12 protein-coding genes are annotated in these 13,234 nt (G+C 63.0%); 6 read left to right on the top strand and 6 right to left on the bottom strand.

What is annotated here, in order from left to right:
- The first annotated feature begins 60 nt into the window (after positions 1-60).
- Both V1286_RS21035 and V1286_RS21030 read left to right on the top strand, forming a co-directional pair.
- Positions 61-1,383: a glycosyltransferase family 87 protein gene (locus tag V1286_RS21035; RefSeq protein ID WP_334482233.1), complete on the top strand. Its 1,323-nt coding sequence runs from the start codon at positions 61-63 to the stop codon at positions 1,381-1,383.
- Positions 1,384-1,425: 42 nt separating this feature from the next.
- Complete coding sequence (locus tag V1286_RS21030) at positions 1,426-2,826, top strand: M20/M25/M40 family metallo-hydrolase (RefSeq protein WP_334482231.1); 1,401 nt, start codon at positions 1,426-1,428, stop codon at positions 2,824-2,826.
- A 218-nt stretch (positions 2,827-3,044) separates the two neighbouring features.
- Here the strand turns inward: V1286_RS21030 and V1286_RS21025 are convergent, their stop codons facing one another.
- The 4 genes from V1286_RS21025 to V1286_RS21010 form a co-directional block, all read right to left on the bottom strand.
- The gene (locus V1286_RS21025; RefSeq protein ID WP_334482229.1) at positions 3,045-4,028 is read right to left on the bottom strand and encodes an NAD-dependent epimerase/dehydratase family protein; all 984 of its coding nucleotides are present in this window, start codon (positions 4,026-4,028) and stop codon (positions 3,045-3,047) included.
- A 30-nt stretch (positions 4,029-4,058) separates the two neighbouring features.
- Complete coding sequence (locus V1286_RS21020; RefSeq protein ID WP_334482228.1) at positions 4,059-4,838, bottom strand: class II aldolase/adducin family protein; 780 nt, start codon at positions 4,836-4,838, stop codon at positions 4,059-4,061.
- Positions 4,839-5,054: 216 nt separating this feature from the next.
- Positions 5,055-5,789 carry a hypothetical protein gene (locus V1286_RS21015; protein ID WP_334482226.1) on the bottom strand — a complete coding sequence of 245 codons (735 nt, stop codon included), beginning with the start codon at positions 5,787-5,789 and terminating at the stop codon, positions 5,055-5,057.
- Positions 5,790-5,831: 42 nt separating this feature from the next.
- Positions 5,832-7,481 (bottom strand): ArnT family glycosyltransferase, encoded by a 1,650-nt coding sequence (locus V1286_RS21010; RefSeq protein WP_334482224.1) that lies wholly within the window; start codon positions 7,479-7,481, stop codon positions 5,832-5,834.
- Between the two features lie 345 nt (positions 7,482-7,826).
- Between V1286_RS21010 and V1286_RS21005 the strand changes: the two genes are divergently transcribed.
- Positions 7,827-8,726, top strand: coding sequence for a DUF308 domain-containing protein (locus tag V1286_RS21005; RefSeq protein WP_334482223.1), 900 nt, complete (start codon positions 7,827-7,829; stop codon positions 8,724-8,726).
- Between the two features lie 179 nt (positions 8,727-8,905).
- Positions 8,906-9,319 carry a Ros/MucR family transcriptional regulator gene (locus V1286_RS21000; protein WP_334482222.1) on the top strand — a complete coding sequence of 138 codons (414 nt, stop codon included), beginning with the start codon at positions 8,906-8,908 and terminating at the stop codon, positions 9,317-9,319.
- A 19-nt stretch (positions 9,320-9,338) separates the two neighbouring features.
- Here the strand turns inward: V1286_RS21000 and V1286_RS20995 are convergent, their stop codons facing one another.
- A complete protein-coding gene (locus tag V1286_RS20995; RefSeq protein ID WP_108513077.1) occupies positions 9,339-9,767 on the bottom strand; it encodes a SufE family protein in 429 nt (142 codons plus the stop codon).
- Between the two features lie 83 nt (positions 9,768-9,850).
- Entirely contained in the window at positions 9,851-10,270 is a 420-nt protein-coding gene (locus V1286_RS20990) for a DUF5330 domain-containing protein (RefSeq protein WP_108513076.1), read from the bottom strand.
- Between the two features lie 422 nt (positions 10,271-10,692).
- Between V1286_RS20990 and V1286_RS20985 the strand changes: the two genes are divergently transcribed.
- Positions 10,693-12,501: a sensor histidine kinase gene (locus V1286_RS20985; RefSeq protein WP_334482220.1), complete on the top strand. Its 1,809-nt coding sequence runs from the start codon at positions 10,693-10,695 to the stop codon at positions 12,499-12,501.
- Complete coding sequence (locus V1286_RS20980) at positions 12,494-13,201, top strand: peptidoglycan-binding domain-containing protein (protein ID WP_334482219.1); 708 nt, start codon at positions 12,494-12,496, stop codon at positions 13,199-13,201. Before V1286_RS20985 ends, V1286_RS20980 begins: the two co-directional genes overlap by 8 nt.
- Positions 13,202-13,234 lie beyond the last annotated feature (33 nt).

Here is a 13,234-nt window from a genome sequence, read left to right as displayed (position 1 = left end):
GTGGCGGTCGGTTCGCGTGAAGAGTTGTGACGTAATCTCCTCTGAATCCGGAACGAGCGCGTGCTGAGATATCCATCGCTACGAAGGCCGCTCGATCTCCTGTTTCTGGTCTGCTGCATCGCGCTGACGGCCGACGTGCTGGTCCCGGAAATCTGGGGCAACGGCAAGACCAAGGACTATCCGCTGTGGTTCTGGGCGGGGCAGCAGGTGCTGCAGGGCAGGAATCTCTACCCCGACGACCCCGCCGCCTATTTCGAATTCATTTATCCGCCGCTGTCGGCGGTGCTGCTCGCGATCCCGAGCTGGTTCGGCAAGATCCCGCTCTATCTCTGCCTGTCGTTCCTCAACATCGTCGCGTGGTGGATGACGGCGCAGTTCTCGCACGCGATGGCGGGATCGGGGCGCAAGCCCGGGCCGTGGCTGGAAGCGCTGCCGGGCTTCGTCACCGTCACCTTTGTGTTCGACATGTTCGACCTCGGCCAGCCGAACTTGGTCTTGCTGGTGCTGATGCTTTACGGATTCTGGCTGCTGCGGGATCAGCGCGGATGGATGGCGGGATGCATGTTTGCGCTTGCTACCGCCATCAAGGTGTTCCCGGTGGCGGTGTTGCCTTATCTGGTGTGGCGAAGGCAGTGGGCGGCGGCCGCGAGCATGCTGGTGTTCATCGGCGTGTTTCTGTTCGTGCTGCCGGCGCCGTTTCGCGGCTTCCAGCACAATGTCACGGAGCTGAAGACCTGGTACCAGGGCATGGTGGGGTCGAGTTCGGAGAAGGGGTTCGGACAGCGCGACGAGCAGAACTGGTCGTGGGTCAACCAGTCGATCATCGCGGTGACGCACCGGCTGACGCGGCCGGTGAACTACAATCAGGATGATCCGTCAAAGCCGGTGCGCACGATGAATTTCGCCAATCTCGATTTCAGGACGACGAACTGGATCGTGCTGGCGATCTCGCTGGCGATCGGGCTCGGATATCTCGCCGTCATGCCACCCGCGTCGCGCCGGACCGAGCGGTCGGATGCCGAGGAACTCGGCATCCTGTTCTGTCTGATGACGGTCGCTTCACCGCTGGCTCGCCAATATTACTTTCTGTGGCTGTTCTTTCCGATCACCGTGCTGGCCCATCGCGGGGCGTATGATCACAGGCCGACGGTCAAGACCGGCACATGGGTGTTGCTAGCCGTGGCGGGCGGTTTGTTGTGCCTCTCGCTTCCGCTGTTTCCGATCGACCTGCAGGCGTATGGCAATAATCTCGCCGCCACCATCCTGCTGACGGCGGGGCTGGTCTGGCACATATTGCATCCGCCTGCCGCGGATGTCGCCTTGCCTCAGGCCGCGGGCGAGCTACAACTTGAGGTCAACAACAAGGCCCACAGCCAAGGGTAACTTCAAGGGTAACTTCAAGGGTAACTTAAGGGATAGTCAGCCATGTCCAACGCAAAGATCCAGCCGGTCCTCGATCATATCGACGCCGACTTCGACAACAGCCTCGAGCGGTTGTTTGCGCTGCTGCGGATCAAGTCGATCTCGGCCGACCCGGCCTTCGCCGGTGATTGCAAAGTGGCCGCTGATCATCTTGCGAAAGATATCGCGACGCTCGGCTTCAAGGCTGAGGTGAGGCCGACGGCGGGGCATCCCGCGATCGTCGCCAAGGCGAACGGTAGCACCGATGGCCGTCCGCATGTTCTGTTCTATGGGCACTACGATGTGCAGCCGGTGGATCCTTTGAACCTCTGGCACCGCCCGCCGTTCGAGCCTGTGGTCACTGACCACGCTGATGGCCGCAAGATCATCGTTGCACGCGGGGCGGAGGACGACAAAGGACAGCTGATGACCTTCGTCGAGGCCTGCCGCGCCTGGAAGAAGGTGACGGGATCGCTGCCAGTCGACATCACGATCCTGATCGAAGGCGAAGAAGAAGTTGGCTCGAAGAATTTCGTGCCGTTTATGGAGTCGATCAAGGATGAGTTGAAGGCCGACTTCGCCATGGTCTGCGACACCGGCATGTGGGACCCCAACACGCCCGCCATCACAACCTCGCTGCGCGGCTTGATGTATGACGAGGTCTCCATCAAGGCCGCCAACCGCGACCTGCATTCCGGTGTGTTCGGCGGCGGCGCGCGCAACCCGATCCGCGTGCTGACCAGCATCCTCGGCGGCCTGTTTGACGACAACGGCCGCATCACCATTCCCGGCTTCTACGACGGCGTGAAGGATCTGCCGCCGGACATCCTGGCGCAGTGGAAGAACCTCAACCTCACGCCTGAGTCGTTCCTAAAGCCAATCGGCCTCTCGATCCCCGCCGGCGAAAAGGATCGCCTGCTGATCGAGCAAGTATCCTCGCGTCCGACCTGCGACATCAACGGCATCATCGGCGGCTATACCGGCGAGGGCTCGAAAACCGTGATCCCGGCGGAAGCTTCCGCAAAGATCTCCTTCCGTCTGGTCGAAGGCCAGGACCCGCAGAAGATCAAGAAGGCGTTCCGCGACTATGTCACCGCGCGGCTTCCGGGCGATTGCAAGGCCGTCTTCACCGAGCACTCCAGTGGGGCGGCCATCGCGCTCGACTGGAACATGAAGCCGCTGGCGGCTGCCAAGCGCGCGCTGACCGAGGAATGGGGCAGGGAGGCGCTGCTGGTCGGCTCCGGCGCCTCGATCCCGATCGTCGCCGATTTCAAGCGCACGCTCGGCCTCGACAGCCTGCTGATCGGCTTCGGTCTCGACGACGACAACATCCATTCGCCGAACGAGAAGTACGACCTCAAGAGCTTCCACAAGGGCATCCGCTCCTGGGCGCGGATTTTGGGAGCGTTGGCGGAAGCGAAGTAGCGCGGGATGGGAGGGTGGGCAAAGCGCAGCGTGCCCACCATCTCTCCGCCGGGCTGGTCTTTGAATGGTGGGCACGCTGCGCTTTGCCCACCCTACGGCACAACTCAAAATAAAACGCCGCCCGGGATTGGACGGCGTTTGATTCTAAACGTGTAGAGGGTGTGTGGCCGCCAGTTTAGCGCATCCGGCCGGCGCGTCCACCGGATATTTCCGGTTCCTCACTCCACCGGGTAGGGTCCCTCACGAAAATCGCGATCGTGATAGCCCTTGCTGCCGATCTCGCGCGCGAGTGGGCTGCGGATGTCCTCATCGGCCCGCAGCCGCGCAATCAGCGTGCGGAAATCATGGCGCGGCTGCCAGCCGAGTTCGGCGCGCGCCCGGTCGTTGACGTAGATGCGATCGATGCCCGGAAGCATCGTCCAGCCGCGCCGGGCGAATTCGGCCTCATAGTCCGGCACGCAACGGCGGACCACACGCGGCGCATCGTTGCGCAGTTCCGCCGCGTCGTGGCGCGAGAATGGCGTGGTGGCGCTGATGATGTATTTCGCGAAACCGGCCGATGGCGCGTGATTGATCGCCAGCAGATGCGCGCTGACCACGTCTTCGATATCGACGCGGCGATAGAGGAACTCGCTGGTCTTGATGTTGGCGTCGGTATAGGCCTCGCGTATCGCGCGATTGTCGTCCTCTTCGGGAAAGAATCGCGAGGTGCGCAGCACGATGACGCCAAGCGAATGATTGCGCGCGAACAGCTGGCACAGATCCTCCGCGGCCGCCTTGGTGACGCCGTAGATATTTTTCGGCACCGCCGTGACGTCTTCGGTGATCCAGGCCGCCGGCTCGCCCGGCGGCGGCACCAGCGCATCGCCGAACACGCTGGTGGTGCTGGTGTAGACAAACGCCGTGACACCGGCTGCGACGGCTTCTTCGAGCAGATTGAGCGTGCCTGAAATGTTGACGTCGACAAAATCCTGGCGGCCGTGTGTTGCCACATGCGGCTTGTGCAGCGTCGCGGCGTGCAGCACGGTGGTGACACCCCTCATGCAACGCCGCACGAAAGCCCGGTCGGCGATCGAGCCGACGTGCTGGGTGAACATGCCGGGCAGAACATCGATGCCGATGGCCTCGCGCCGTTGCGCCTGCAACGTGCGCATCAGCGCCTCGCCGAGATGGCCGGAACTGCCGGTCACCAGTACTTTCACGCCCTGTAACCTTTCGCGCGCCCGTCGGCCTCAGGTCTTGTAGCTGGGATCGGTGCGATCCAGTTTCCGCAACAGCGGCGGCCACACCAGATTGGTCGAGCGCCGTTCCGCGAAATCGGCATTGCCAAACAGTTGTTTGTTCTTGTCGATCACGGCCTGTTCGATCGGGTAGGCGGTCGGCCCCAGCATGCGGGTGCGCACCTGCATCGTGCAGGCCCGCTCCAGATGGTACATGCGCTCGAAGGCGGAGGCGACCGAGCGGCCGACCGTCAGCGTGCCGTGATTGCGCAACAGCATGTGGTTCTTGCTGCCGAGGTCCTTCTGCAGCCGCGGGCGCTCGTCGTGGTCCAGCGCCACGCCTTCATAGTCATGATAGGCGAGGTCGTGGGTGACGAATTGCGCGGTCTGGTTCATCGGCAGCAAGCCCTCCATGCAACTCGCGACCGCCGTTCCGTCGGGCGTGTGCAAATGAAGTACGCAGCCGGCGTCCTCGCGCACCTCGTGGATCGCCGAATGGATGGTGAAGCCCGCCGGGTTGATGCTGTATTCGCTTTCGCTGAGCTGGTTGCCGTGGAGATCGACCTTGACCAGGCTCGACGCCGTGATTTCCTCGAACATCAATCCGTAGGGGTTGATCAGGAAGTGATGGTCGGGACCCGGCACACGCGCCGAGATGTGGGTGTCGACCAGGTCGTCCCAGCCATACAGCGCAACGAGGCGATAGCAGGCGGCGAGATTGACGCGCTGGTTCCACTCGGCGTCCGTCATGCCGGACGGAACCTGCTTCAGGCGAGCTTCGGCTGGCGACATGGCGCGCTTTCTCCGGAAAATTGTTGATTTTCGAAAAGCGAGCCTAGCCCTGCGGCGGGTCGGCAGCAAGGCGCGGGCCCCCGGGGGCTGCTATGTGTCCCGGTAGGCGGTCGGGACAGTGCCACGCGCCTGATCCTAGCCGAATGGACGCATATTGGAGTAGACGACGAATTAAGAACCAAATGGCAAAATGCGAGCCGCACGAAGTACTAGTTCCTATGGCTCGCTCCTTGGCCGGAAGTCGCTTCGCAGGGGCGGCTCGATGCCATGGAGAGCTAGCAATTCCTGCGCAAGGATGGAAAGCGTGCTAGCTATTTCAGTTGCACAGGCCGACGCATCGGCCTCGACCTCGGCCGGAGCGAACGCGAGGATGGGTACACCAGACATAATTATAGTTCGTGCCCGAAGGCGAGCATAGAGTTCGTCAGGAAGGCGTCTAGTCGGTGCATGGCATTCCACGCCTAGGAAACGCGTGTCGCCCTTCATGCAAACCTTAAATATGAACGCAGGTGTGAGATCCCGAATGTCTTGGCGGATGCTCCAGATGGTGCCCCACTCTGGGTCGCGATGCGCTCCCCAAGCGTGGTGGTACCTTAGATCGTTGTATCCATCACTGCCCTCAAGCACGAGATAGGCCGCGAGGCGGGCGAGGATGGCATCGTCAGCTTGTTCAGTTGTGAGGAAGAGGTCATTGCCTACTTCGTAGAGAAGACGCTTGGCGATACGCAGATTTGCGAGCGCGACCGCGGCTTCGTCGTCTCTTGCTCCGATTGCTTCTGCGATGGCTTCGTTTGCAATCTCTTGCGCGCGATCGGCGAGCGCTTCAAAGAAAGGCGAAGGTGGAATGCTAATATCGTGTTCTGCCAGCTTCGCGGCCGTGGCGATTACGGCCTCGTGGACGGCACCGGGGCGCCAGTTGGGTAATTTATAGCCAGTCTGTTCTTTGGACATGTGGCTTTGCCAAACAGGGGACCCGTTATCCGGAGGCCTATTTTACGGCGCCGGGATTGCCAGTAGCGTCGAGATACCGCGGCCGCGGATATCGTAGACGCGCGCGAACACGACATCGTCACGCTTGATTTCCACCATGACGGGCGCGGTCAGGCCCTTGCAGTAGAACTCGCCCAGCGTCATCGCGAAGTCGGCGGACTGGCTGTCCCAGCCGATCGTGAAGTCGGGGCCGAGCGCGACCTGCGCAGGGCGCTGCGGGCCGCACACTGCGACTTTCCATTTACGTCCCAGCGGCGGCGATTCCTGCCGCTCGACCAGCTCTTCGCGCAGGCCATCGGACGCCTGCTTCAGCGCCAGCCCCCAGTAATCCAGCATGAACAGGCTGTCGGCGCCACGAACGGTGCCGACGAGGTGATTGAAGTGCGTATACTCGTACGGATGCAGGCGGATCATCTCGCTGAGCGGCAACAGCAGGCCGAACGAGAACACCGCCAGCGCGGCGGGTTGCCAGCGGCGGTGATTATTCTTGAGCCAGTTCATGCCCCAGGCGAACGATACGCCGGCGAGCACTGCCATCGGCGGGATGACGAAGACGAAATGCCGGATGCCGTTGTAGAGCGCCGGGCGCTTCACCATCGCGATCACCAGCGGCAGGGTGGCCGCCAGCGTCAGCATCAGGAACATGGTCTTGCGGCGGGCCGAGACGTCGCCGCGCGACAGCGACATGAAGGTGCCGACGACACCGGCGACCAGAAGCGCGAGCAATATTTCGGGAAGCTGCAGCGCGAACAGCGTCGGCAGGTAGGACCACGGCATATCAGGCACCGAGACCAGCGCGCCGTCGAACATTTCCTTCCAGGGCTTTTCGAAGAAGTGCGAGAAGTAGGTCAGCGCCTTGAAGGGATGGTCCGCCTCCATGATCGACCACGGCCACACCAGGCCCATGATCAGGTATCCCACCACGAGGCCGGGCAGCAGCACGTACACGACATGGGCGAAGCGGCGGATCGCTTCGCGCCCGCCTTGCGTGCGAACGTCATCGATCAGCAGCGGCACGAAGCCCACGATCGCATAGACCAAAGCCAGCCCGCCGAGAATCCGGCAGCCGATGGAGAGACCGGCGCCGAGGCCGACGATCAGGATGGTTCGCGGCGAGGGCGCGGGATATTCCTCGGCGAGGCGCACCAGGCCCAGGATCAGGATTACCATCGAGACGGCAAACGGCGCGTCTTTCGGGTTCATGAACATGTGCCCGTAGAAGGTCGGGCACAGCGCCAGCAGCAGCAGCGTCGCGAACCCGGCAAGCGGGCCGCCGACGCGCCGCGCCAGCCGCCAGGTCACGGCCAGGCCGATGACGCCGACGACGGCGCCGAGCAGGCGGCGCGTTTCAAACAGTTCGAGCGGGATGACCTTGTGCAGCAGGGCCGCCGCCATGTCGAAGCCGCCGCCATACATATAGAGATTGGCGAATGACAGCGCGCCGGTGTCCTTGAAGCCGGAACCGTACATCCGCAGCAGTAGATCGGCATATTCGGCGTGCGTGTAGTCGTCCCAGCCGAGCCCGTAGTCACGGAAGGTCAGGCCCGCGACAATGGTGACCACCGCCAGCACGAAAATGGCAAGGTCGTCGCAGGTCCGCTCCACCGAGCGCCGCGCGGGCGTATCGAGGGCAGAAGTCGTGATCGATGACATGGCGATTGGTAACCCAGTCCCCTATGGCCCAGCGTGGATATTCTTGAGCCTCATTCCCCGGGTACCCATATAGCGCAGTTCCATTTCCAAAGTAATTGGGAATTGTGGCCTAAATCCCTGATGCAATGCAACAAAAGGGCAGTAATTGGTAGGTGGTAAAACTACGGTTGGTGGGCTGAATGGTAGCTGAATGGCAATGATCGCACGCGATCGGAATCCTGCAGCCGGACGGCACTGTTGCAGGAACCATGGGCTCAATTGGCGGTTGGCGGTGCACACAATATGACGGTATCGTGGCGTGGGGCGGCTTGCGAGCGTTTCGGGCGCGGCTGAGGGATTAGTTCAATGATGTTCGTTATGTTGGTCGCCGCGATCGGCCTCGTTTTGGCGGGCCTGTTGGCGACCGGCTATGGAATCTCGATCAAGGAATTCAGTACCGGCAACACGCTCATCATCACCGGTGTGATGGCTGTTTGTACCGGCGCGATGATGCTCGCGCTCTGGATGGCGGTCAGGGAACTGAAGACGATCGCGCGCCGGCTCGGCACTGGCGTGCCTGAAGCGCGCGGGGAGGCCCGAGGTGAGGCCATGGTGCGGCCGGGGCTTCCCGCCGCCACGCGGGATTCCGCCCCCGCCAATGGCGGCTTTCCGGCCGCCGAGCAGGCCGGCGGTCCCGGACCCTTCTCTGCACCGGCACCGCCTGCTTTCTCTCCACCGGCACCGCCGCCATGGCAGAACGAGGCTGTCCTGCGCGATCATCCGATTCCGGAACCGATGCACCCCGAACCGCCATCGTCGGCTTCGAAACCGAAGCGCAATTTGCTGTTTTCATCGACGTCGCGAAAAGAGCGCGAGCGTGCCCAGGCGCGGTCTGGCGAGCCGCTGCCGCCGGACCTGTTATCGTCGGACCTTCGCCCCAGGCCGCCCACCGTGCCGCCGGTCGAAACGGCCGAACCACAGCCAGCATCGTTCGACGATGCCTGGCCGAAAGCGGAACGCGCAAAGCCCGGTGAAAGTCCGCCGCTGCGGCGCAGCGGCCGCATGTCCCCGACGCCCACGGAAGCCAATGGCGGACCGGCGCGGCGTGAGGATCAGCCGGAGGTGACGGTGCTGAAATCGGGGGTTGTCGATGGCATGGCCTATTCGCTCTATTCCGACGGTTCGATCGAGGCCCAGATGCCGGAAGGGATGATGCGCTTCGCCTCGATCGATGAACTGCGCGCGCATCTCGACCAGCGGTCCTAGAACCGGCAATACTTGCCGCGAAGCCCGCCCTTGAAGATAAAGCGCCGTCGTTCTTGTCAGTTTCCCGGCACTTCGTTCATATTCGCCAAGTCGTATGACATGCCGCTGATGTATAGGCGCGGCTGGATACTGTCCGAACCGCATGGACAGATGCATTCGTGATCCTAAAAGGTTGAGCCATGACCGATTCCGCCAGCAAGACGCCCGTCGAACTGACCGCCAATATCGTATCGGCCTATCTCAGCAACAATCCGACCCAGGCCTCGGAAATCCCGAACCTGATCAGCCAGGTCCATGCCGCGCTGATGCGGGTGTCGAGCGGCCGCGCCGAGACGCCGCTGGAGCCGGCCAAGCCGGCCGTCTCGGTGAAGAAGTCGATGACCCCGGAATATCTGGTCTGCCTCGAGGACGGCAAGCGCTTCAAGTCGCTGAAGCGCCATCTGCGCACGCAGTACAACATGACGCCGGAACAATATCGCGACAAATGGGGCCTGCCGCCGGATTACCCGATGGTGGCGCCGAACTACGCGGTGGCGCGTTCACAGCTCGCCAAGAAAATGGGCCTCGGCCAGCAGGCGCGGAAGCGGAAGTAGTAGCCCGTCATTGCGTTGCCTACGAAGCCGCGGCCAGCGTCTCGCGCGCGTCGGAGCGGATGCGCTCGACCATGGAGCGCAGGCCGTTGGAACGCTGCGGCGTCAGATGCTCGCGGAATCCGAATTCGTCGAAGACGGCAACCGCATCCATTGCCAGGATCTGCTGCGGCGTGCGGCCGGAATAAAGCGTCAGCAGGATCGCAATCAGGCCGCGCACGATATGGGCGTCGCTATCGCCCAGATATTTCAGTCGCGGTTCGCCGCTGCCGCTGCGGTCGATCTGCCTGGACAGCCAAACCTGGCTGACGCAGCCGTTCACCTTGTTCTCGGCGGAATGCTCGGCCTCCGGCATCGGGTCGAGCGTGCGGCCGAGTTCGATGACGTACCGGTAGCGGTCGTCCCACTCCTCGAGCAGCTCGAAATTGTCCCTGATTTCGTCGATCGTCATCTTGGCCCGCGTCGGTTTCCTTAACGTTCTATATAGGATGCGGATCGAGCGAAAGCGACGGAAATGGAACCGGTTCCGTAGCCTTATTTTGAGGCCAACGGCGTCCGCGGCAGCCGCCATTCGATCGCCATGTCGTCATCCGTCAGCGCGTCGGCGGGCGACGCGTTCACGACCACGGCCTCGGCGTCGTCGCCGATCGAGCTGGTATGGTCGGGCTTCTTGTCCGGGACGCCGGGATGGTCGGGCTTGGTGATGATCTTATAGAGCTTGCGGGCGCCATCCTGGGCGCGCTGGCCGATCGCGGTCGCGGCCTGACCGCCGACCTCACAGGCCGCCGGCTGGCGCTTGCAGAACTGGCCCATGTCGGAGACGGCCGCGGTCGCAGCCGATACGGCTTCGGAAGCGCCGATCTGCGGCACCTTGTCCGATTCAGGCGTCTTTTCCCTGGGCAGCAGCACGAGCACGAGCCCGAGCCAGAATGCCATGCGAAGCAGAAAAAACATCTCGCGACCCCGGTCGTCTCTTATGGTTGTGTTGCGGTTAAACCGCAGCTTTGTTCCTGATTAACAGCCGTCGATAAATCGGAAGTGTTTGCATTGAGGTAAAGTCACCGAAAATTCGTTGAAAGTTTGAATGATTCGATTCGGCGTAAATTTTAGATTTATGACCACTATCGCGCGAAGACTTCGCGCCGCTCGCGCATCCACCATTTCGAAACCATAGATCGATCCCGCTGGAAACCTGTCGTTCACCATCCGGGCCGAATGAGCGTCGTGCGAGGCGTGAAACGCCCGCGAATGCACGATGCTGGTCGGTCGCTCCCGGCGCCTTAGCGTTCGCTTAAGTTCGCTCTGACACGGTGACGCAAAGATTGAGGGGGCGTTCCGGCGCGTCTGTCTGACGATCAAGCCGAAGCGCGAGAGCCGTGACTGTTTTGAGTATCATCCGCGATTGTCTCGATGCCCTGCTGCATCCCTCGGCACGATATGATGCGCTGACGCGTGCGCGTCACCGTGCATTCATGGCGCCGCGGCTGCTCGGCAGCCTGGTGGCGCTTGCGGCTTTTCCGATCTATCTGGCGATGCGCGGGGCGCCCACGGCGCTCGAGGTCGCGGCCTTCGCCTGGCTGATCGCACCGATTCTGTTGTCCTGGTTCCTGTCGCGCACCGGCCGCTACGAAGGCGCGCATATCCTCTCCGCGCTCGCGCTGGCGGGCCTCGTCATGATGGTTGCCATAACCACCGGCGGTATCGAATCATTCGCCGCGGTCTGGCTCATCGTCGTTCCGCTGGAAGCCGCGCTGTCGGCCTCGCGCCGCGTGGTCGCGTTCGCTTCCGCGCTGGCGCTGGCATGCGTCGCCTTGCTGATCGCGCTCGGACATTTTCACTTGCTGCCGGTGCCGGAGTCGAACGCGGCCCTGCGCGGCGTCCTGATGGGGGCGGGCGTGGCTTCCGCGACGCTCTATGCGGCAGGACTGGCCGTCAGCGCGGAATCGCTGGCGCGCACTTCCGTGGCGCTGCTCTATGTCGAGGAAGACCGCTATCGCTTGCTCGCGCGAAACATGAGCGACGTGATTTCGCGTCACAACCGCAACGGCGCCGTGGAATTCATTTCGCCGGCGGCGGAAGCCATGCTCGGCACGTCGGGTGCACGGCTTACCGGCCATGGCCTGTTCGACCGCGTCCATGTTGTCGATCGTCCGGCCTATCTCACGGCGCTGTCGGATGCCGCGCGCGGCAGCGAGCAACGCGTCGAATTCCGTCTCCGCCGCGACGCGGTTCGCGGCCAGAACATTTCCGCCGATTTCATCTGGGTCGAGATGCGTTGCCGGCCGCTCGAGCAGGTTTCGCCCGAGGCCGATGTCGTCGCCGTGATGCGCGACGTCACCGACCGCAAGGTCCAGGAGCAGGCCCTCGAACTGGCGCGCACCGCCGCCGAGCATGCGGATGCCTCCAAGACCCGATTCCTGGCCACCATGAGCCACGAATTGCGCACGCCGCTGAACGCCATCATCGGCTTCTCCGAGATGATCGTGCATGAAGAGGCGATGATGCTCGATGCCGCGCGCCGCAAGGAATACGCGCAGTTGATCAACGATTCCGGCCAGCATCTGTTGTCGGTCGTCAACGGCATCCTCGATATCTCCAAGATGGAAACCGGCAATTTCGAAATTTCGCCGGAGCCGTTCGCGCCGCGCGCGGCGCTCCTGCACTGCTGCAATTTGCTGGCGCTGAAGGCGCGGGACAACGGCGTCGATCTGATCACCCGCGCGGCGGAGGACTTGCCCGTGATGAACGGCGATCCCCGCGCGTTCAAGCAGATCGCGCTGAACCTCGTCGCCAACGCCATCAAGTTCACCGAGCGCGGCGGCAGTGTGACGGTTTCAGCCTCAGTCGAGGGATCGCGGCTGATGCTGAGTGTCACCGATACCGGGGTCGGGATCGACGCCGAGGATCTCGCACGGATCGGCGATCCGTTCTTCCAGGCCGGCAAGACCTATCAGCGCAAGCACGAAGGCACCGGCCTCGGCCTGTCGATCGTGAAGGGCCTGGTCGGATTGCATAATGGCGAGATGAACGTGCAGAGCACGGTCGGCGAGGGTACCACGGTGACTGTTGCCTTGCCGCTTGACTTTGCGCCGCTGCTGACGCCTTCAAATAACGTCGCGCCGCTGAAACCGGCGCTGCGATCCGGATCACAGGATCAAGTCCATCAGGTGAAGAAACGTGCCTAGGCGTAGTGACGATAATGACGAGATGCCGCGCCGCCGCCGTCGCGGCGCGAAGGCGGCGGCGATTGAAGTGGAGGAACATCGCGGCCTTGTGATGCGCATCCTCCTGCACAGTCCGAAAGACATGGTCGCGGGCCTGCTCGCCGCTGCCGCGATCTGCGCCATCCTCGCCAATGCGCTGTTCTTGCAGGCCGGCCGCCATCCCTCGCCGATGTTCAGCTCGGTGGTGACGCTGCCGGCACCGCAGGCCGCCGCCGTGAGCCCGCTGCCGCGCCCGCGCCCGGTCGAACTGACCTCAAGGCCGGCGGAGACAGAGCCGCCGGAAATCAGGCCGGTCGAGGCGAGGAGCGCTGATCCCAAGCACGTCGAGATCAGGAGCGGGGATTCCAGGAGCGATTCCAAAAATCCTGACCCGGTGGTCAAGTCGACCGGTGCGCCTGCCGCGGCGCCCACGAATGTGGCGCGTCCGCCCGCGCCGATTCCAGCCACCGCGCAAAGCGCCGGCGCACGCCGCGTGGCGGCGGTGCAGCGCGCGCTCACCCAATATGGCTACGGCCAGTTGAAGCCGACCGGGGCGGTCGGCGCGGACACGCAGGCCGCGATCACAAAGTTCGAGCGCGACCGCAAGCTCCCGGTCACCGGCCAGATGTCCGATCGGCTGGTCAAGGAGCTCACCGCGATGATCGGCCACCCGATCGACTAGCTTCCACCTGATCGCTGGCCTATACGTCGCCAC

It is taken from the genome of Bradyrhizobium algeriense (assembly GCF_036924595.1).
Taxonomy (GTDB): domain Bacteria; phylum Pseudomonadota; class Alphaproteobacteria; order Rhizobiales; family Xanthobacteraceae; genus Bradyrhizobium; species Bradyrhizobium algeriense.
Note: the sequence above shows the minus strand (reverse complement) of the source record. Positions and strands in the feature narration are given on the sequence as shown.

What these genes read in the sequence shown, in the direction of transcription:
- V1286_RS20990 (WP_108513076.1), bottom strand. Translation starts at nt 10,270, where the DNA reads ATGTTTTTTCTGCTTCGCATGGCATTCTGGCTCGGGCTCGTGCTCGTG.
- V1286_RS20995 (WP_108513077.1), bottom strand. Translation starts at nt 9,767, where the DNA reads ATGACGATCGACGAAATCAGGGACAATTTCGAGCTGCTCGAGGAGTGG.
- V1286_RS21030 (WP_334482231.1), top strand. Translation starts at nt 1,426, where the DNA reads ATGTCCAACGCAAAGATCCAGCCGGTCCTCGATCATATCGACGCCGAC.
- V1286_RS21015 (WP_334482226.1), bottom strand. Translation starts at nt 5,789, where the DNA reads ATGTCCAAAGAACAGACTGGCTATAAATTACCCAACTGGCGCCCCGGT.
- V1286_RS21020 (WP_334482228.1), bottom strand. Translation starts at nt 4,838, where the DNA reads ATGTCGCCAGCCGAAGCTCGCCTGAAGCAGGTTCCGTCCGGCATGACG.
- V1286_RS21010 (WP_334482224.1), bottom strand. Translation starts at nt 7,481, where the DNA reads ATGTCATCGATCACGACTTCTGCCCTCGATACGCCCGCGCGGCGCTCG.
- V1286_RS21005 (WP_334482223.1), top strand. Translation starts at nt 7,827, where the DNA reads ATGATGTTCGTTATGTTGGTCGCCGCGATCGGCCTCGTTTTGGCGGGC.
- V1286_RS21000 (WP_334482222.1), top strand. Translation starts at nt 8,906, where the DNA reads ATGACCGATTCCGCCAGCAAGACGCCCGTCGAACTGACCGCCAATATC.